This window comes from Haladaptatus ordinarius (assembly GCF_054177595.1).
The window spans coordinates 1-18,849 of sequence record NZ_JBPEHH010000079.1 but is presented as its reverse complement, the minus strand read 5'-3'; the positions used below and the strand labels follow the sequence as shown (position 1 = coordinate 18,849).

The window sequence follows — 18,849 nt, the reverse complement described above, 5'->3', positions numbered from 1 at the left end:
GGCGCTCTCACTGGAGTGAGACCGCCGTCTTTGGTTGAATCATTCGCTCATCCGCGCCAGCTACTCTCGTCTCGCCCCAGAAACCGAGTCAGTAATCAGGAACGATGGGAACTACCGACAATGGGACGAGCCAGAACGTCCACGCCGAGATCGGCCCAGAGACCGACGAGGCCGTGCTTATTACGAGCCACGTCGATGCACACGACATTTCCGAGGGAGCCGCGGACAACGGTGCGGGAACCGCAATGCTTGTCGAGATCGCGAAGGCCTTGGCGGAGCGAGAAGACGAATTAGCGACGCGTGTGGAGTTTATCGCGTTCGGGGCCGAGGAGGTCGGGCTCTGTGGATCCGAATACCACGACAGTGTGACCGACACGGAGGACGTGAAGGTGATTGTGAACTGTGATGGGGTCGTTGGCGGTCGGACGCTCCAATTTTTCACTCATACATTCGACGAACTCGAATCCGCAGTGGAACGCGTCGCTGGCCGGTTCAATCACCCCGTACGAATCATTCACGGAGAAGGCTGGCGTGGCGACCAGTGGCCCCTCGTTCGCTGGGGTGTCCCAGGCTACTTCGTGTCCGGTTACCGCGACACCGAAGGACGAGGTTGGGGTCATACCTACGCAGATACCCTCGACAAACTTGAGAGCCGGAACCTCCGGGAGCAGGCGATCCTGCTCACAGAACTCGCCGTCGATCTCGCCCGAAGTGACGTGAACATTGATCACCGGACTCCCGAGGCGGTTGCGGCCTCATTCGAGCAGGAGGGACGGGCCGAGGGGATCAAACTCGTCGGGGACTGGCCCTACAAGTTTGAACACTCACCGCTTACCTGACGACGAGATTATTACGATCACCCGATTTCGGTCATAACAACCGCTATGCCGATTGCGTACAGTATTCCGGATAGTATGCCAATAGGTGACGTGGCTGGACTGTTCCTGGGCGCCATTCTACTCGGATTCGTCCACGGGATCGAACCAGGCCATGGCTGGCCCGTCGCAGCAACGTACGCACTCGATCAATCGAACAAGTGGCTTCACGGGTTCGCCGCGAGCTTCCTCCTCGGCTTCGGCCACTTGATCAGTAGCATCGCGATGGTCGCCGTGTTCTTTTGGGCAAAAAACTACTTCGGACTGACCCAGATCGGTTGGATGAACTATGTCGCAGGGGTCCTGTTGATCGCACTCGGAATCCGCGAATACTTCCACGGCCATTCCCACGATCATGGTCACAGCCATGATGACCATGGCCACGATCACGACCACGGCCATGGAAAATATAGCTACGATCCCGTGATGATAGTGAACGACGGTGATTACGGTCATCACGACCACTAACATGACGATCACGGCCACGACCACGGGAGCGGAGGTATCCTCGGGCGGATCAAATCGTACATTCCGTTCATCGGTGGCCACTCACACTTTCACGATCATGGCTCAATGGGGGAGGCGACCGACCGTGGACTTCTCGAAATTGCCGGATTCGCGTTCGTGCTCGGGTTCGCGCACGAAGAAGAGTTCGAGATCATCGCCCTGTGCGCCGGTTCGAACTACTGTCTGGAACTCATGGGTGATGCGATCACTGTCATCTTCGGGATCGTCGGGCTCACCCTGTTGCTCATCGCGGGGTACACCCACTACGAGGAACGCGCGGAGCGATACGCTGAGTATCTGCCTACGTTCTCGGCAGCAGTGCTCATCATCATGGGTGTCGGCTTTATTGTCGGCGTCCTCTGATTCTTTTCGATTCTGTTCGTCTTGACCATGGAGATGTCCTCGTTATCCACTAACCGTTTCTGGAGCGGCGAGACTAACTTGGTCTGATGAAAACAATGTGATATGGGTCACTTCAAGAATACACGTCAATCAGATTGGGGCTGGTAAAAACGGGTGATGTGTTTGAACAGAATGCCAAAAACCGAATGAGTACGAAAACTACGTCTACGGATCTCCTGGATCGTCGATCCAACTGTAACACCGGAAGACCTCCTTATCGGAAGTGAGCATCTGGATCGGGACGAATCCGCGTCCACCCCGTGCTCCTACCTTCTGCTTCGTGGGATCGTCGGCGACGAACATCGCTTTGGCGTTGAGCCGGAACGTAATCTCGAGATCACCACGGTAGTTCTCGTCGGGGTCGAACCGCATCTCTACATCCTCCGGGGAGACACCGAATCGAACGTGACCATCAGGGGACTCGACGGCAATGTCGTGACTAGTCAGTCCGCCGCCGATGTCGTCCAGCCATTGAATCATCTCCTCACGCGAAAGCGATCGACTAAGGTCGAATTCCCCCCGATCTCCGACGTTGCCCTCTTCGAACGCAAACTCCGGGTATTGAAGATCTTCCGACGGGAGAACGTGGTCGTCCTCCTCGTCGATCTCGAGATCTTCCGCCACCACTTCGTCAGCGTCTTCGTTGGTCATCGGTCACCATACTCCTCGGCGAACTCCCGTGCGAATAGGCATTTCGACTGTGCGTCATCAACTAACTCGAAATCGGGTACCGTCGTGCCACATTCGTCCTCGGCGATGGGACATCTTGTATGGAACACGCATCCGCTCGGTGGGTGGACAGGGCTCGGAACATCCCCTTCGAGAATGACACGACCATCGGTCGTTCCCGTCTCAAGACTCGGGATCGCCGAGAGAAGCGTGTACGTGTACGGGTGAGTGGGCTGTTCGAATAGTTGTTCGGCGGAGGCAATCTCCATGAGATTCCCTAGATACATCACTGCGACTCGGTCGGCAATGTGTTCGACGACGTTGAGGTCGTGGGCAATAAACAGATACGTGAGTCCCATCTCCTCCTGTAAGTTCATCAGGAGATTGAGGATCTTCGCCTGGACAGACGCATCGAGCGCCGAGACGGGTTCGTCGAGCACGAGTACGCGTGGATCGAGGGCGACCGCGCGAGCGATGGCGACACGTTGGGCCTGCCCGCCCGAGAGTTCGTGTGGGTGTCTGTCGGCGTGAGTGTCTGAGAGATTCACGAGGTCGAGTAGTTCGTCGACCCGTTCCTCCCGGCGTTGCTTGTCCCACCCTTGAGAGTGCAGAGGTTCGGCGATCGAACGTCTGATCGTCAGACGGGGGTCGAGGCTTGCCTTCGGATCCTGGAAGACCATCCCGATTTCCGAGAGAATATCTGCTGATCGAGCTTCGACGCTCGCAATGGGTTCGTCCTCGAACAGAACCTCCCCGCTCGTCGGCGCGTACAACCCGGTGACAAGGTTTGCGACCGTCGACTTGCCACTCCCACTCTCGCCGACCAAGGCTAGCGTTTCGCCCTCCGCGATGCTGAACGAAACGTCGGAGACTGCCTCGACGTGTTCATTATTGCCCAGGAAATTGTCTATAAGCGAGTCGTTGAGCGGGAAGTGCTTCACTAGATTTCGTACTTCGATGACCGGCCGTTCACTTGCTGAGGGATCTGTCCCTATTTGGTCCATATTACTCATTGGCGTTCCCCTACCGTTTCCGGGTTCGAATCTGGAACTTCATGGAGATGGCAGCATGATGCATCGTGGTCTTCACCGATATCGACGGATGGGATCTGGCTAACACGACACTCCTCGCTTGCGTACGTGCAGCGGGAGGCGAACGGACAGCCGTCAACGCCACCGATCATATCTGGCACCTGTCCCTCGATGACGTTCAGCGACTCCTTACGGGACGTATTTTGGGGCATACATTCGAGAAGTGACCGGGTGTACGGGTGACACGGGTTGGTGAGCACCTGTTCGGTTCGACCCGTCTCCATGATTTCACCGCCATACATAACGATGACACGGTCACAGAGCTCCGCGACGACGCGGAGGTCGTGTGTAATCATCAGGACGGCCATCCCGAGTTCCTTGTTCAGCGCACGGATACGTTCGAGTATCTGCGCCTGGATGGTCACGTCGAGTGCCGTCGTCGGCTCGTCCGCAATCAATAGATCCGGTTTGCGTGCGAGAGCGATCGCAAGCATCGCTCTCTGGCGCATTCCCCCCGAGAACTCGTGGGGGTATGCGTCGAGTCGCTGTTCCGGATGGGGGATGCCCACCTGTGACATCAGGTCGACTGCTCGCTCCTCCATCGACTTCCAACTCTTCCGGCTGCTGAATCCTGGTATTCTAAGGTAATCGAGCAGCCGCTGGTTGTCGGGCGACTGGTGCACCTTCATCGATTCGACGATTTGCTCGCTCACCTTGTAGACGGGGTTGAGTGTCGTCATCGGATCCTGGAACACCATCGCCATCCCGTCGCCCCTGATTTGTCTGATCGTCCTATCGTCGGCGGTCGTCATCTCTGTGTCGCGGAAGCGGATCGATCCATCGGTGATCTTACCCGGGTTTTCGAGTCGAACGAGCGAGAGTGCAGTCACCGACTTTCCGCTTCCGCTCTCGCCGACGATGCCGACGATTTCGCCGTCATCGACGGTAAACGACATCCCGTTGACCGCGTGAACGGACCCTTCGATCGTGTTGAAACGCGTGCTCAGGTTTTCGACTTCGAGGAGCGGTTCGGTGTCGCTCATAGGCTCTTCCCCTCCACGTCGCCAAGGTCGCGCGGGTCGAGCACGTCACGGAGGCCGTCGCCCAGAAGGTTGAATCCCAAAACTGTAATCATGATGACGAGACCGGGGAAGTTCACGACCCACCACGCGGTCTGAAGGTGGTTCCGGCCCGCCGAGAGCATCGCGCCCCACTCAGGTGTCGGCGGCTGTGCGCCGAGCCCAAGAAACGAGAGGCCAGCAGTTCCAAGGATCACGTACGCCATGTCCATTGTCGCAAGGACGATGACTGGCGTGATGACGTTCGGGAGGACGTGCCGTAGGATGATGCGTGGTTTCGAGACGTTCATCAACTGAGCTGCCTTGATGAACTCTTTTTCCTTGATCGAGAGGACGCTCCCACGGATGATGCGTGCGTACTGTGTCCACCCGACAACAGCAAGGGCGATCATGATGTTCGTGAGACTCGGCCCCAAGATACCGGCGATGACGAGTGCAAGTAAGATCCCGGGAAACGCGAGGAGGATGTCCACGAATCGCATCAATGCTTCATCGACCCACCCGCCGGCATACCCTGCGATGACACCCACGAGCGTGCCGATCACAAGCGTGATTGCGACGACGACGAGTGCGACCCGCAACGAGATGCGGGCACCATAAAGCAGGCGGGAGAACATGTCTCGTCCGAGTTGATCGGTTCCCATCAGGTGTTCCGAAGACGGCGGATCAAGCCGGTTCAGAAGGTCTTGTTCATTTGGCTCGTAGGGAGCGATCCACGGAGCAAACAGTGCCGACGAAACGACGACCAGCACGAGCGCCAGTCCGATCAGATTGAGCCTGTTTGATTTGAACTGGCGAAGTTTCCGAGACCGCACGATCGTCTGATACCGTGATCGTGCCTGTTCGGAGAGCGTTGGTCCTTCGAGATCAGATTCCAAGCTCATCTTATGCGTCACCTCCTTCAAACGAGATTCGCGGATCGATGTATCGGTAGGTGATATCGACGAAGAAATTGGTCATAACGAAGATGACCGCGATGAGTAACACTAATCCCTGAACGACTGGATAGTTACGGGCGAAAATCGCGTTGATCAGGAGTTCACCCAATCCCGGACGTTGGAAGACGATCTCGACGATGACAGCACCGTTGAGGAGATAACCGAATTGTAACCCAACAATGGTCACGACGGGAATGAGTGCGTTACGCAGCGCGTGCTTGTAGACGACAATCCGTTCACGAAGGCCCTTCGAGCGTGCCGTCCGGATGTAGTCCTCATCGAGCACCTCGAGCATCGACGAGCGGACGAGGCGAGTGATGATGGCGGCCATTCCCGTCCCTAGGGTCACTGCTGGAAGGACGAGATGTTCGATACCACCGACGCCGTATGTTGGGAACATATCCAGGTTCAATGCGAAGACGATGATGAGGAGGTAGCCGAGCCAGAAATTCGGCATCGAGACGCCGAGGAGTGCAGTCAACTGGCTCACGTAGTCTGGGAATTGTCCCTTGTGAACCGCACTGATGACTCCAGTGGGTAGTGAGATGGCTAACGCCACGAGCAGTCCAGCTATTGCAAGTTCGATCGTTTCTGGAAGTCGATCCATGATGAGTGATGTCACCGACTTCTCCTCGTAGTACGATTCGCGGAGGTCGCCGTGGAGGACGTCCCACACCCAACTCGTGTACTGGACTGGAATGGGATCGTTCAGACCATGTTCCTCGCGGAATTCCATAACGGCGGCGTCGGACGGTGGACGCCCACCGGCCTGCTGGCGAAGGATTGTCCGTGCCGGATCGCCCGGGGTGAAGAACATAAGCCCATACGTCAATACAGAAACGCCCACGAGAACGAGGAGAACAGTCGCGGATCGACGAATCAGGAAGTTAAGCATTGATATTGGGATTGAGAGTTAGTTGTTATGTTTGAGCGCAGGCCACCGAACCATTTCCGGGATGGGCCGCAGGTCAAGATTTTCGACGTCGTTGTAGGTTCCGACGATGTACTCGCCATAGTATAGCGGGACGACAGCCGCCTGATCCATTACGATCTGAAGTGCTTCCTCGTAGTATTGCTTTTTCTTCTGTTTGTTGGCGGTCTGGAACCCTTTCTCGATGAGGTCGTCGACCTTCTTACCAGGGTTGTAGAGTCCGGTGTTTTCTTTCTCGTTGAGACGTTCGTTCATGTCGCCCTCAGAGTGGAACGACTCGTAGATGAGGTAATCAGCGGCACCACTGTTCGTGCCGGACTCATTAAGTTCGATGTGAGCCTTTCCATTTCTGACGGCGTCGTCGAATGCCGACTCCTCCATCATCTGGATCTTGATGGAAACTCCGATTTTGTCGAACTGTTGTTGAAGAACTTGGGCAAGCAGGTTGCCGTCAACCATGTTCTTGCCGACCAACATCTTTAGAGTTTCACCATTGTATTTCGACTGCTTAACTAGATTCTTGGCCTTCGCCACATCGGGGCCGTAGTTCGGGATCTTCTCGTGCGCAGACCAGTAGATACTCTTTGCAATCGGACCCTTTGCCGGGACCCCAACACCGTTGAGTACCTCATCAACGATGAGCTTCTGTGGGACTGTGTAGTTGAGTGCCTTCCGAAGTTTCACGTCATCCATCGGCGATTTATACATGTTGAGCCGGGCGGCACCGGCGCCGGGTGAGAGTTGCTTGATGGCGTTTGTCTTCTTCGAATTTTTCAAACTTTTTAGTTGACTTTTCGGCGGTTCATACGCGACGTCCACCTCGTGATCTTTTAGTGCCAAAGCACGGGTATTCGGATCTGAAATCACTTGGAATGTGAGCGACGAGAGGCCGACGTCACCGTTCCAGTAGTCATCGAACGCTTTCGTCTTCACGAATTGCTTGCTCTTCCGATCGGTTACCTGGAACGGGCCGGTTCCGATGACCTCGTTCTTTTTCCGATCACGGCTTGGGTGCTGGATTGCGATCATGTTGTGTGAGATCGTCCCCGGGAACGACGGGAACGGGTCCGTCGTCGTGAATTCGACCGTCTTCTTATCGAGAACTTTCACGCTATTTTTCGGCTTGAGATGGACCCATCCTGGTGCCCACGACCACTCATTGAGAATAGCTTCGAACGAGAACTTGACCGCCTCGGCTGTGAGTGGCTCGCCATTGTGGAACGTCACCTCGTCACGGAGCGTGAATTCCCACGTTTTCTCGCCGGTCGCTTTCCACTCCGTGGCGAGCCATGGCTTGAGCTTCATATCGTCCGTCACCCAAATCAACGGCTCTAAGATATTGGTATAGTATGGCATCACACCGCCGTAGACCTGCCATGTTCCTTCAGTCGGATCACTTGCGAGTGCAACCGTCGTCGAGCTTCGCTGGTTCCCTTGACCAGAGGAACTATCTTCAGGCTTTGTTTGCTCTGGTTTTTCCTTACCCTCGTTACCGCCTGCACAACCGGCAAGCCCTGCAATGCCAGTTGCACCTAAGATCCGTAACCAGTCTCGGCGTGATTTGGGATGGTTTGACATACCTTTCCATGCATATATTCTGTAATTAGAAATAGTTTGCTCTCAATGAGGCAAAACAGCATATATACGGTATGACTGAACCCCGTTCCTTTATACTATGATTGGTTTAGAACTAGCTGTGTATCCGGATCAAAACCTTTGATTCGAAATTAGAATGATGGCACACATTACACCGATATTTGTGATAGGTCTTCTACAATAATTCCAGTAATGAAAACATATTTTACTGTTTCAGTAGGTTAGTATATTTCACATATCTATACGACCAATTCAGTCGGTTCGGTTGCCACCTCATTTTTGGTTTCCAGTCGCTATAATGATCTATGAGTGCAAACCCGACGATCATCGCACGGATCATCGAACACAATACCGGGGGACCAAACTGCGCTCCCTATGGGAACCACCACGGTTCCTGCAAAGCGCGTCTTGGAGGCAGGAAGCCCCGTCCGCAACGCGCGAAGCGCGTAGGGCGGGGTAGTTCACTTCGTCTATAGCCAAGATATCAACTAGCCAAAACCGAACCAAAGACTATTCTCTCCACTACCCAATTAGCAGACGCAACAGATGACCGACTCGATGCATGCCGTTCGATATCACGAACACGGTGACGAAGGGGTTCTCAGATATGAAACAGTCTCGACTCCGGAACCTGAAGCTGGTGAGGTTCTACTCCGTGTTGAGGCCGCAGGGGTAAATCCTATCGATTGGAAGACCCGAGAGAACGTTGGACTCGGGCAGAACGTCCGCAGCGCTAATGAGGACGACCCGTTCCCGATCACAGCTGGATGGGATGTTTCCGGTACCGTGGAAGCAGTCGGTGAGGACGTCAGCAGTTGGGAAGAAGGCGAGGAGGTCTACGGGATGCTCCGCTTCCCGACGCTTTCCGGCACGTACGCCGAATATGTGACCGCACCCGCCGACGACATCGCCCAGAAGCCTTCCTCACTCACTCACGCCGAAGCGGCTGCGGTTCCGATGGTATCACTGACAGCCTGGCAGGCGTTGTTCGACGCAGCAGACGTCTCGGAAGGTGATCGGGTATTAGTGCATGCAGGTGCCGGTGGTGTCGGCCATATGGCGATACAGTTCGCACACAATCAGGGAGCACACGTTATCGGAACTGCATCCGAGAGTAATAAACCGTTTCTCCGGGAGCTCGGCGTTGATGAGTTCGTAAATTACCGCGAGGAAGACTTCAAGGAGGTTCTGGACCCCGTCGACATAGTGATCGACCCAGTTGGTGGCAAAACACTCGCTAGGTCTTTCGAGGTTCTCACTGACGGTGGGGTGTTGGTGTCGCTGCTCAGCGAACCAGACCAACAGCAGGCCGAACAACACAACGTCGAAGGAGAACTAGTGTTCGTTGCACCAAACGCCGAGTACCTCAACCAGATCCGGACCCTGATTGACGACGGGACTGTAAAACCCCATCTCCGGGAAACGCTTTCGCTCGAAGAGGCTGCCGAAGCCCATCGTCTCATTGAGGAGGGTCACGGACGCGGCAAGGTGGTCCTCACTGTAAACTGAACCTCTCAAGAAGTATCAGCGAAGAGTTTTGCTAACCACGCTTCTGCGCGTTGTAGCCGGTATTGGAGCGTTGACCGGGGAATATCAAGATGAGCTGCTAGTTCGTGGGTTTTGATATCATGGGGAGTTTCGTAGTATCCCTGCTCGACGGCGGTCTCGAGGGCTTTCCGCTGCTCGTAGGGAAGATCCACAAGTGAGAGCACATCGTCTTCCCACTCCATGAGTTCGGATAATTCGGCCAACCGCACATCGATACCTTCCTTCAGATCTGCACTAAGTCGTTTGTAGAACGGTCCAACGCTCGGAGCAGAATACGGAGCTCGTGAACTTCCGTGAGAAGCGAGCCGAGAGCCAGCAAGTCGAAGACAAATATCTTGACGTCCTCGAGCACGCGAAGAACGTCGCTAAGACGAACGACGTGATGGTCGCACGATTAGGCTATCGCGAAGTCGCGACGCACTATGGTTGTGCGTACAAGAACGATGGCTATCGGGTAATGGAAGAAATGGCCGAGCGTGTACCCGGCGTGACCTACAAAGAGTCACGGACGCTGTGTGTGGACGATGCAATGGGTGTCGGTGGCCATCACATCGAGATCACGTTCGCCCATCCCGACCTCGCAGGGTGGATGCGAGCCCACGAAGCAAACGCGGAAATAGAGAACGGAGGGCGCTGATTATAGCGTTGTAATCACGGGGGTTCGCAGAACCCCCTTTCGAACTAAGCCACCACAAGAGATTCACACCGCATTGCCGGTGGCACATGGTGGTAACGGTTGTACGGCTACTGTGGAGTACGTCTATTTCTGCGTCTATTTCTGCGAAATGGAGGGGGTCGCTCTCGCGATCCCCCTCTCTTACAACGTTATAATCGATCGGATCCGATCGGCGTAGCTAACCCAACGACCCCTTCCAGAGAAAACAGTGACCTGAACAACGACCCGGGAAAGTCGTTCTGTTGAAATTGTCAACAAATGCACGAATCGCGTGCTGAATTCAGAGGACAAGTTCAGCACGACCGTCAGGACAAGACAGCAGCCGAGCCGACGGTCGAGAGCGCGCCGACGCAGTCAGTAGCGGCCAATATGGCTACCATCCGCGCTCGCCTCACTCGACCGGTTGGGCTTCGGGGAACTGATAACTCCCGTTGATGATTGGCTTGTGCGGTTGGTAGAGCCGGACGACATAGTGCCAGTCTTTTGGCGTGTAGAGGAAATTCGGCTGATTGGGGTCCCCACCGAAGTGGATGGTGACACTGCCGTCATCGGCTTGCTCTGCGGTCACGTTGTTAATCGTGTACGCGTCGTACTTGTTCTTCTCGAAGTAGAAGTCACGGTTGTAGACGCTGACCGACCAGAACCCGTCGACAGGGACATTCTTGACGGTGAGTTCATATGGCGTCTGACCGTCGTTCTGGGCGGGAGTCTCTGTGAGAATTACTGCTTCCGACGGCTCCGGAACGCCAGTCCACCCTGCCGTACTGGCGATGAAAAATTTCACGGGGTCGACCTCGCCCACGTCACCAAACGCGTCCGAGAGGTTGTCTACCGTGAGCGCGACTGTTTTGAGCGCATTGTTGATCTCTTCGAACGATTGCCGATCCCAGTTGGGAATCTCGAATGACCCGGCTGATGACTGCTCCACGGCGATCTCGTCCTGGAGTTTCCGAACTTGTTCCAGATCGTCCGGATTGTCTGGGTCAACAAATGTGCGGACCGTGACGCCAGCATACCGCGTCTCTACCATATCTTGTGTGATCGTGTACTGGCCAGGGTCGTAGACACACAGCCTCCCATATTGTTCTTCATTCTGCACATTCATCGACTGGTATCGGTCACCGCTGTCTGGTTTCGTAATGGTGACGGGCTCGGTCAGATCGAACACCCCGAGTGAGTAGAGCGTGTCACGATTCTCCTGGGGGGCAATCTGCTCATCAATGGGGCCGAGATTTCGATAGTGATAGAACTGTCCGAACCCGCCCTTGTTGACGTTTGACTGGAATACCGCATGACAGCTGGCACGTGGGTAGTTCGCCCATGTCACCGGGATTGCATTGGCATTGTCCGTCGTCTGTTGCTGAGCCTGTTTGGTAGTCTGGCTCGGCGTGTCTTGTTGGGCGTTGGCGCTGCCGCCGCCCATCGCAAGGAAGCTGGCGAGGCCCATCCCGCGAAGTGCGGTGCGGCGGGTTGTTTGTAGTGGTTCGGAGTCTGATTCTGCATCAACCGTCGTGTCGTGTGTCTCGTTACTCATGGTTAGTGTCTCTCGTTCTCTCGGGTTGTGCTCACAGCACTGCCCCACCCGACTCGCACTCCATACGACGGACTCCTACAAAGTATTGTCTCCAAACTAACATAAATTCCAGACAGAATGGCGTGAGAACTGGTAAACTATCTGTTCAATCTTGATTCGTTATTGGGGCTGTCTGGGCGCTACTCGACGGATTCACGATTGGCTACATTGTCGCCTGGTTATACAATCGCTTCAGTTAGGAGTGGCGATTCGCCTACTGTCACTCTTCTTAAGACGGAGCAAGTAACCGGGGGTGATGTGACATCCTCCCCCGCTTTCGAGTGTGAGGAGACCCTGCAGAGCGTCGCGGTCACTCCTCTACAGGGACGACTTCGGGCATGTCATAAGACCCGTCAACCAGCGACCAGTGAGGACCGTAGAATCGAGCCGCAAACCGCATGCCACGATCGGGGGCTGGCAGCCAGTTTTGCACCTTCTTGGGATCGTCCGGTTTCTCGTGTTGAACGTAGATGACGAGTTCGTTGGCTTCTGTGTGTAACAGTCCTTCTTCGAGCATGTAGCTGTTGATGCTGTAGCGGTCAAGTTCGTTCTCGACGAAGTAACCCTGCGCGTCGTAGATTGGAATCTCCCAAAACTCGGTGACTGGTGGGAGGTTGTCGAGGTCGAATGTGATGGTGTACCGCGTCGACCCGTCCAGTGGGTCGCCGCTCGCGTCGGTGAATCGGAACCCAGCGACGTGTGATTTGGGCGAGTCAGGGCCCGCATAGCCGAAGTCGGCCATGACGGCCCGGGTCAACCAGTCGGTCCTGAAGTCCCCCGTCGGCGCAAGGACTTGCCAGCCATTCATGTCGACCAAGCCCTCCTGACCGGTGGTCCTGACGCGCTCGAATCCGTTCTTGAACCCGCTGGTCAGTGCCTCCTGCACGTCATTATCGAGGGCGGACCACTCGAACTCTAGTCCCGGGCCGATTCCGACCTCTTCCAACTGGTCGAGCATCGCAGCTTCCTTACGTGAGTCGTCGATGAGCGACATGCTCGGGTCGTTCAGGACGAGGTTGAGGAGGGTGAAGAAATCCGCTGCAGTCTGATTTTCGACCTGCTGCGTCGTAAGATCCTCCATTCGTGGGATCGTCTCGTAGTCGCCGGGGACAACTGGCTGTTTCGCCCGCGGCACGCCCGAGTGGTCGTTGGCAAGCCACTCGCTGAGCGGGGTAATAGTCGTCCGGTCCTGCAGGTCGTTGACGTACGAGATTTCGGATTCATCCGTGGGATCGCGCAGCGCGTACCGAACGAGCATTGCCAGGGTCTTCGTGCCCGCTTGGACGACGTCTGTCGCGGCGAAGTCGCCCGGGATCTCGCCCTCGTAGTCGTCCGGCAGGATCAGGTACGACCGCGCGTCAGTGCCGTTAAACTGATTCCCGGCGTAGAGGGGGAAAATCCCGTACTGGTTCATCAACTGCAGCGAGAAGTAGCGGTCGGTAACCTCGGGCATCTCGATGACGACGGGTTCGTCCTGCAGGTCAAGGAAGCTCTGCCCGTACAGAGTGGTGGCGTTCGGGGTGACGACAGCCGTGAAGTCGGCCGTTATCGGCCGGCCCTCGTTGGGATAGTACAATCGATTGACACCCACGAAAACGTCGCTGTCCTCCTTCTGCGTGTAGTTGAAGCGCGTCTCGTAGAAAATGACCTGCTGGAGGCCGTAGAGATATGCGTCTTCTGCGATCGATGCCACCCTGGTATCTGTTCCGTCATCTGCTGACATCTCGTTCCGGGCTTGGCAGGCGCTGGCGCCGCCGCCCATCGCGAGCAATCCGGCGAGCCCTGCTCCTTGAAGCGCGGTGCGGCGGGTTACCCGCATCAGTCCAGAATCCGATTCTGCGTCAGCCGTCGTGTCGTGTGTCTCGTTACTCATGGTTGGTGTCTCTCGTTCTCCCGTACGGTGCCCAACAGCACTGCCCCACCCGACTCGCACTCCATACGACGGACTCCTACAAAGTATTGTCTCCAAACTAACATAAATTCCAGACAGAATGGCGGTGAGAACTGGTTGGCCACCTGTTCAGTTCGGATCTGAGATCTGTTGTATGTGCACTGAACAACCTACCCATCTCCTGTGTACGCTCGTGGCTGGCTTGATTCGTGTTCTGCAATCAGCACGACCGTCGAAATCGATAATCGATTGAGATTTTCCATGGAAGAGAAGGTATGCGACAGATACAGCCTCTGCAGGCCGGGTGCCTCGGAGCGTGACCTCGATGCGGTCAGCTTGCAATCGTTAGAAAAACGATTTGAGGCTGATCTCGTCATGACTTGAGAGGAATTGCTCAATACGCTTCTCTCGCCACCCAAGCGGTGACAACACACTCGCCGCAGCACGAACCAATATCTCTCGATAAAACCCAGTATCATACCCACTTAGTCCCTCACTCACTAACTTCACCCGCTCTCGCGACTGCTTCGCATCGTCAACCACCACATACGAGACACTCTGCCCAGGCGCACGCGCCAATCCCAAATCAGCCGCCCGCTCTAGCGCCGCCACACTCCGCGTCGATTGCGTATACTCCTCCCGCTTTTTCGAAATACGATTCGTGATCACCAACTCATTCGGATCAACCGCCCCACACTCTATACGATCAACCCACAACCGCAATTCCTCACATACCACTTCCGGATCGCGATACTCATCTACCGCTCGAATCAACGCTTTCTGCGCTTCATCGATATACGACGGCGTACTTCGCTGGCGACACTCGATCCCTCGATACTTGTACTCGTCCTCACCAGCGACTTTCCCGAAGTACTTCGTCAACGCACCAGCATCCGAATCCCGCAACGGGACGAACGATATCCAGTCGTAGTGCGCTTCATGCTCAAGCCGGATCTCTACCTCCTCGGAAATCTCCGAGACAAGCTCCGAAAGCGACGTCTGTTCCTCGTCTTCGATCGGCGTCACCCACACGCTATCGACGATGCCATGCACAATCCGCCACCCGTTCTCTTCGAGCACGGCCTTCGTCTCCAACAGAATCTCCCGAGCATACGCGTTGATCGCTTCGTGGCACTCGATCCGTCCGAACTTCGCATTCGAAAAGCCCTGATAGCCGAAACACGAGACCAAAATCCACTTGATCGCACTCGATTGGCCTTCCAACTCGTCGCGACGCTCTTCATCCTCAGTCGCTCGAATCTCGGCTTTGATCGCATCCCGATCCTCGATCAACGGCTCAAGCACGTCCGGAAGATAGCCCCGCTCGTCACAAATCGAATACCCGATGCCCGGTACATCTTCCCGCCCAGCATGGCACTCACAGCGGATCTTCTCTGGACTCACGTTCCGTGTGACGATGATATTCGGATACAACGAGGAGAAGTCGAGTTCGTGCACGTCCTCGTGCAGCCCGACGTCCGGCGCAAAGGTGAACCCACCTCGGTCGGCATCGTGGAGTTGGCGCATCGTTTTGAATTTCTCGTGACGCCACGAACGCCACGGAACGAGCACGTCCCGCTCGCGGGCTTCCTGAATCTGAATTCCAGTCAAGATATTCCCGATCGACGACCACGCCAACTCCTGGAGTGGCTTGCCCGACTGTTCCACGAGATACAGACAGCCATCGAGGTTGGTCTGGTTCCACATAAACGTATTCGAACCGTCGATGATCACCCGACCAAGGAGGTTGTACCGTGCCGGGGAGTGCCCGACTTGCCCGTAGCTTTCGTAGGTCGATTCACCCGCCAATTGCTGCCATCCGGGCCGTCGTCCAAGCTGAAACTGGACGTCGAGTCGATCGGCCTGCTGGAACAGGACGGGAATGAGGTTGCTGGTATTCAAGAAGAGGACATCCGGGTCAACCGACTCAACACGAGCCGACAGCGTTGCTAACACGTCCGCACCACTCCCAGTCACCCTCTCATCGTCAATTGTGAGTTCGGTAACTCTCTCACTCGTGAGTTCCGTCTCCGAGACAGAGATCTGCATCTGTGAGAGTTCGTGGGTTGGCAGCGGGTTAATCCCCTCGTCGAGACAATACCGAAACTCCCGTGAGAAGTCGACGTTGTAGCAGCGATACTCACCAGGAGAGCCCCACTTGCTCACCATTCGTGCCACTGAATTGACCGCCTTGAGGTCGACCACATCCACCTGAAGTACTTGCTCCGGATCGTGGCGAAAACTCATACGTTCTTCGACGATAGCAACCTGAACAACGGAAGGATAGTCTCGGAGTGCAGCACGTGCCGTGGAAAAGTTGCCATCACCATGCACCGATACGTAAATTGTCGGTGTATACGATTCATCGACTTCACACTCCACTCCCGTCTCGGTTACCGACCAGGTGAGGACATCGCCGTCGACGTAGTCGATTTTGTACACCATCGCCTCATCCTCGATCGTTCAAATCGTCCTCGATATGGTCGAGTCGATCTTCGAGATCCTCAATCTGCTTTTGTTGTTCGATCACCATCGAAACCAGCGCTGGTATCTCGACGAACTGGTGGTTCTGAATCCCACTCGCGTCCGCATGAGCGCGAGCATATTCGAAGAGCCGATCGAACACAGCCTGATCAGCGTGTCGGAGTGCCCGCCGATATTCTTGCCACCGAGATTCCATCGCCCGGAGTAAATCGCGATATGTCGCGTTAGTACGCCCCATTCACGCTCACCTCCGGAGAAACGTCAGTATCAACCATCGCCGGATGTCGATTGGCGAGAATACGCTTCCAATACGCGAGGGTCGTTTGCACCAGCCCATTCTCAAGCGGGTACACCAACGTCTCGTACTCCTCGCCTGCAAACCGTGGGCCGAACTGTGTCTGTTCACACTGAATCGTCTGATCAGCAATCTCGTGAATCGGTGCTGTCAGCGTATCGTCCGCCTGCAACGTCAGCAGCACCGGAATTTCGAATCGCTTGGCAAGTGATTCGATCCGCTCAGCCGCAGTCGAGAGCATACGCTCATCGTCGCCACGCGGCAGATCCTCCGATCGGTAAAACCAGTCGAGAGCGGGTAAGACGGCAATCGTGGTTTCGTCCGTAATCTCTCCAACAAGATCTCGAACGAGACTCTGGTGTTGCCACGGAGTAAATGCTCGAGCAATGTGAATCCGGTCAAGGACTCGCATTGAGGGAGTAATTCGCGTCAGCGGGTGTGTTGTTCCGTGCCCGTGGGCGTCGATCCAAATGGCTGAGCCCTGCTCAAGGAGCAGTTGATCGAGCACGAGTGACTGGAGCGAGCCAGTCATGCGCTCGTCGGTTTCGAGCAGTGTGATTCCAGGCTCAAGTGAGGGAAGTTCTGGTGATGTTTGGTTCATCATCACGGATAACATATTTACCGGGTATCAGATAGGCAAGCCTGGGTCGCTTCCGAATATTCCAATACCGGAAATATCGATGGTAGTTGGAGTGAGTGTCGGTCGTGCTAGTCGTCACAGTGGAGAAAGAACACACTCTGCCTACTCCTACTTTCGACCAATCGACAACATCAATAAGAGCACTCTGGAAACTCGAGACATCCCGGAAATTTGGTCGGGTGAATCGTATATTTCGTTCGTAAAATCTCGAGGAGGGCAAGATGATGTCGCATGAACTGAGATGGGCTTGTGGTGAGTATCACACCACTCCCATGGACAGTCTGAAGGAACTGTCGATGGTTCGATTTCCCCCCCTACGCCGACAGCGTTGTGTACGAATCTATCGCAGCCAATCACGGGCCAAGCTACCTGATATTGGTATTGGGATTCGCCCTCTTCCATCGGTTTCCGATTCGGATTTCCGAAACTCCAGTTCTCAACAATTGAGTTATGGCGAGGACGAGAGCAGCAGAAAACTCGTGACAAAGAGTCCGGCGATGAGATAGATCGCTGGCCCGACTGATCGCCAGAGTGGATCGTCAACCCGGAAGAGATGTGTCAGGATGGCCCCGATCATCGTGGCGATGATTAACAATCCGCCGAGAACAGCGAGAATCGGCGCAAACACGAGACCGACGAGCAACCCGAGCCCGCCGACAACCTCGATACCGCCGGTCACGACGAAAAACCACTGTGGATAGCCGTACCGCTCGAAATCCTTTTTCGCGATGTCAACGCCGATTAACTTCGCGCTGCCCGCACCCACCATGATGAGTCCAAGTAGTCCTTGCACGACGGGGATGGCCGTTTCAATTGTGCTCATAGATGTTCGCTACTAAGCTGGGCGAGACCACGGATTCACGCGTGAATAGATTCACCTTTATAAGTCATCCGCGAGTCTGTTAAGCCACTCGTCAGCCAACTCTAGCGTGGTATGGCTCGTGTACACCTCAAAGTCAAGATTGGGGCAGACGACGACAATTGGCTGGCTGGTGTCTCGACCGATTTCTCGGATGCCGAGTTCAAGATCCTGGCGACCCATCCCATTGACGATGACGTACTCGAATTGGTCAAAGTAACGACATCAGACAGGGACGCCATCGTTCGCCGGTTCGACGAGGCACCGGAGGTGCGCTCGTCCGAAATACTCCATTCCGACGAAGAGATGGTTCTGATCCAGTGCGTGTTTCCAATGCCGTCGTCGTATAAGGCGGGGCGTGCGAGGGGGAACCTCCCACGACTTCCTCTCACCATCCGAGACGGGTGGATATCAGGCGAGCTAATCGGTTCACAGGAGCAGTTGTCGGAGTTCACTACCGAGTTAGCGGCGGCTGGCATCCCCTATGAGATCGTGTCGGTCACTCAATCATACGATGCGAGCGGACTCCTCACCGAGCGCCAACGGGAATTCATTTCTGAAGCGGTTGAACGCGGCTACTACGACAGTCCTCGTGGCTGTACGCTCGTCGAACTTGCAGAAACGTTCGGGGTCAATCAATCGGCGGCTAGTGGCGTTCTGCATCGGGCTGAAGGTCGGATTATCAAGGAGTTCATCTCCTAGGCGGCAGAGGGAGACGAATCAAAGGAGTCGGGAGCATTGGTGTTCGGTTAAGCACTGGATCGCCTCATGAAGGCTTCAGCCACTCGTTCGCTGAGTAAGAGGCGTGATTTCTCTGGTTGGCGGGCGTCACGAAACAGCAACTCCGACAAGTTC

16 protein-coding genes and 2 pseudogenes are annotated in these 18,849 nt (G+C 55.4%); 5 read left to right on the top strand and 13 right to left on the bottom strand.

The window, feature by feature from the left end; all coding sequences use genetic code 11:
• Positions 1 to 125 precede the first annotated feature (125 nt).
• Both ACR3FF_RS20535 and ACR3FF_RS20530 read left to right on the top strand, forming a co-directional pair.
• Positions 126 to 839: pseudogene (locus tag ACR3FF_RS20535) on the top strand (M28 family metallopeptidase); the annotation flags it as partial.
• A gap of 75 nt (positions 840 to 914) precedes the next feature.
• Positions 915 to 1,745: pseudogene (locus tag ACR3FF_RS20530) on the top strand (hypothetical protein).
• Positions 1,746 to 1,949: 204 nt separating this feature from the next.
• On the opposite strand, the gene ACR3FF_RS20525 reads toward ACR3FF_RS20530, so the two are convergent.
• Genes ACR3FF_RS20525 through ACR3FF_RS20500 form a run of 6 tightly spaced genes read right to left on the bottom strand, consistent with a single transcriptional unit; the run spans position 1,950 to position 8,010 of the window.
• On the bottom strand, positions 1,950 to 2,435 hold the full coding sequence (locus tag ACR3FF_RS20525; protein WP_458189999.1) for a hypothetical protein: 486 nt from the start codon (positions 2,433 to 2,435) through the stop codon (positions 1,950 to 1,952).
• Complete coding sequence (locus ACR3FF_RS20520) at positions 2,432 to 3,457, bottom strand: ABC transporter ATP-binding protein (protein WP_458189998.1); 1,026 nt, start codon at positions 3,455 to 3,457, stop codon at positions 2,432 to 2,434. The genes ACR3FF_RS20525 and ACR3FF_RS20520 overlap by 4 nt, the downstream gene beginning before the upstream one ends.
• Before the next feature lie 5 nt (positions 3,458 to 3,462).
• Positions 3,463 to 4,527, bottom strand: a complete 1,065-nt coding sequence (locus tag ACR3FF_RS20515; protein ID WP_458189997.1) for an ABC transporter ATP-binding protein — start codon at positions 4,525 to 4,527, stop codon at positions 3,463 to 3,465.
• Positions 4,524 to 5,447 (bottom strand): nickel transporter permease, encoded by a 924-nt coding sequence (gene nikC / locus ACR3FF_RS20510; RefSeq protein ID WP_458189996.1) that lies wholly within the window; start codon positions 5,445 to 5,447, stop codon positions 4,524 to 4,526. The genes ACR3FF_RS20515 and nikC overlap by 4 nt, the downstream gene beginning before the upstream one ends.
• A gap of 1 nt (position 5,448) precedes the next feature.
• A complete protein-coding gene (nikB, locus tag ACR3FF_RS20505) occupies positions 5,449 to 6,396 on the bottom strand; it encodes a nickel ABC transporter permease (RefSeq protein ID WP_458189995.1) in 948 nt (315 codons plus the stop codon).
• A gap of 18 nt (positions 6,397 to 6,414) precedes the next feature.
• Entirely contained in the window at positions 6,415 to 8,010 is a 1,596-nt protein-coding gene (locus ACR3FF_RS20500) for an ABC transporter substrate-binding protein (RefSeq protein WP_458189994.1), read from the bottom strand.
• Between the two features lie 564 nt (positions 8,011 to 8,574).
• Between ACR3FF_RS20500 and ACR3FF_RS20495 the strand changes: the two genes are divergently transcribed.
• Positions 8,575 to 9,537 (top strand): NADP-dependent oxidoreductase, encoded by a 963-nt coding sequence (locus ACR3FF_RS20495; RefSeq protein WP_458189993.1) that lies wholly within the window; start codon positions 8,575 to 8,577, stop codon positions 9,535 to 9,537.
• A gap of 5 nt (positions 9,538 to 9,542) precedes the next feature.
• On the opposite strand, the gene ACR3FF_RS20490 is transcribed toward ACR3FF_RS20495, so the two are convergent.
• Positions 9,543 to 9,758, bottom strand: coding sequence for a helix-turn-helix domain-containing protein (locus tag ACR3FF_RS20490; RefSeq protein ID WP_458189992.1), 216 nt, complete (start codon positions 9,756 to 9,758; stop codon positions 9,543 to 9,545).
• Between the two features lie 101 nt (positions 9,759 to 9,859).
• On the opposite strand from ACR3FF_RS20490, the gene ACR3FF_RS20485 reads away from it, so the two are divergent.
• Complete coding sequence (locus ACR3FF_RS20485; protein ID WP_458189991.1) at positions 9,860 to 10,213, top strand: hypothetical protein; 354 nt, start codon at positions 9,860 to 9,862, stop codon at positions 10,211 to 10,213.
• Between the two features lie 430 nt (positions 10,214 to 10,643).
• Here the strand turns inward: ACR3FF_RS20485 and ACR3FF_RS20480 are convergent, their stop codons facing one another.
• The 6 genes from ACR3FF_RS20480 to ACR3FF_RS20455 all read right to left on the bottom strand — a co-directional run bounded on the left by ACR3FF_RS20480 (position 10,644) and on the right by ACR3FF_RS20455 (position 17,958).
• The gene (locus ACR3FF_RS20480) at positions 10,644 to 11,786 is read right to left on the bottom strand and encodes a DUF1214 domain-containing protein (RefSeq protein ID WP_458189990.1); all 1,143 of its coding nucleotides are present in this window, start codon (positions 11,784 to 11,786) and stop codon (positions 10,644 to 10,646) included.
• 349 nt (positions 11,787 to 12,135) lie between these two features.
• Positions 12,136 to 13,698 carry a DUF1254 domain-containing protein gene (locus tag ACR3FF_RS20475; protein WP_458189989.1) on the bottom strand — a complete coding sequence of 521 codons (1,563 nt, stop codon included), beginning with the start codon at positions 13,696 to 13,698 and terminating at the stop codon, positions 12,136 to 12,138.
• 363 nt (positions 13,699 to 14,061) lie between these two features.
• Complete coding sequence (locus tag ACR3FF_RS20470; RefSeq protein ID WP_458189987.1) at positions 14,062 to 16,161, bottom strand: type B DNA-directed DNA polymerase; 2,100 nt, start codon at positions 16,159 to 16,161, stop codon at positions 14,062 to 14,064.
• Between the two features lie 4 nt (positions 16,162 to 16,165).
• Positions 16,166 to 16,438: a DUF8156 family protein gene (locus tag ACR3FF_RS20465; RefSeq protein ID WP_458189986.1), complete on the bottom strand. Its 273-nt coding sequence runs from the start codon at positions 16,436 to 16,438 to the stop codon at positions 16,166 to 16,168.
• Positions 16,425 to 16,736: a hypothetical protein gene (locus tag ACR3FF_RS20460; RefSeq protein WP_458189985.1), complete on the bottom strand. Its 312-nt coding sequence runs from the start codon at positions 16,734 to 16,736 to the stop codon at positions 16,425 to 16,427. Before ACR3FF_RS20460 ends, ACR3FF_RS20465 begins: the two co-directional genes overlap by 14 nt.
• A gap of 847 nt (positions 16,737 to 17,583) precedes the next feature.
• Positions 17,584 to 17,958, bottom strand: a complete 375-nt coding sequence (locus ACR3FF_RS20455) for a DoxX family protein (RefSeq protein ID WP_458189983.1) — start codon at positions 17,956 to 17,958, stop codon at positions 17,584 to 17,586.
• Between the two features lie 111 nt (positions 17,959 to 18,069).
• Between ACR3FF_RS20455 and ACR3FF_RS20450 the strand changes: the two genes are divergently transcribed.
• Positions 18,070 to 18,696, top strand: coding sequence for a helix-turn-helix domain-containing protein (locus tag ACR3FF_RS20450; protein ID WP_458189982.1), 627 nt, complete (start codon positions 18,070 to 18,072; stop codon positions 18,694 to 18,696).
• Positions 18,697 to 18,849 lie beyond the last annotated feature (153 nt).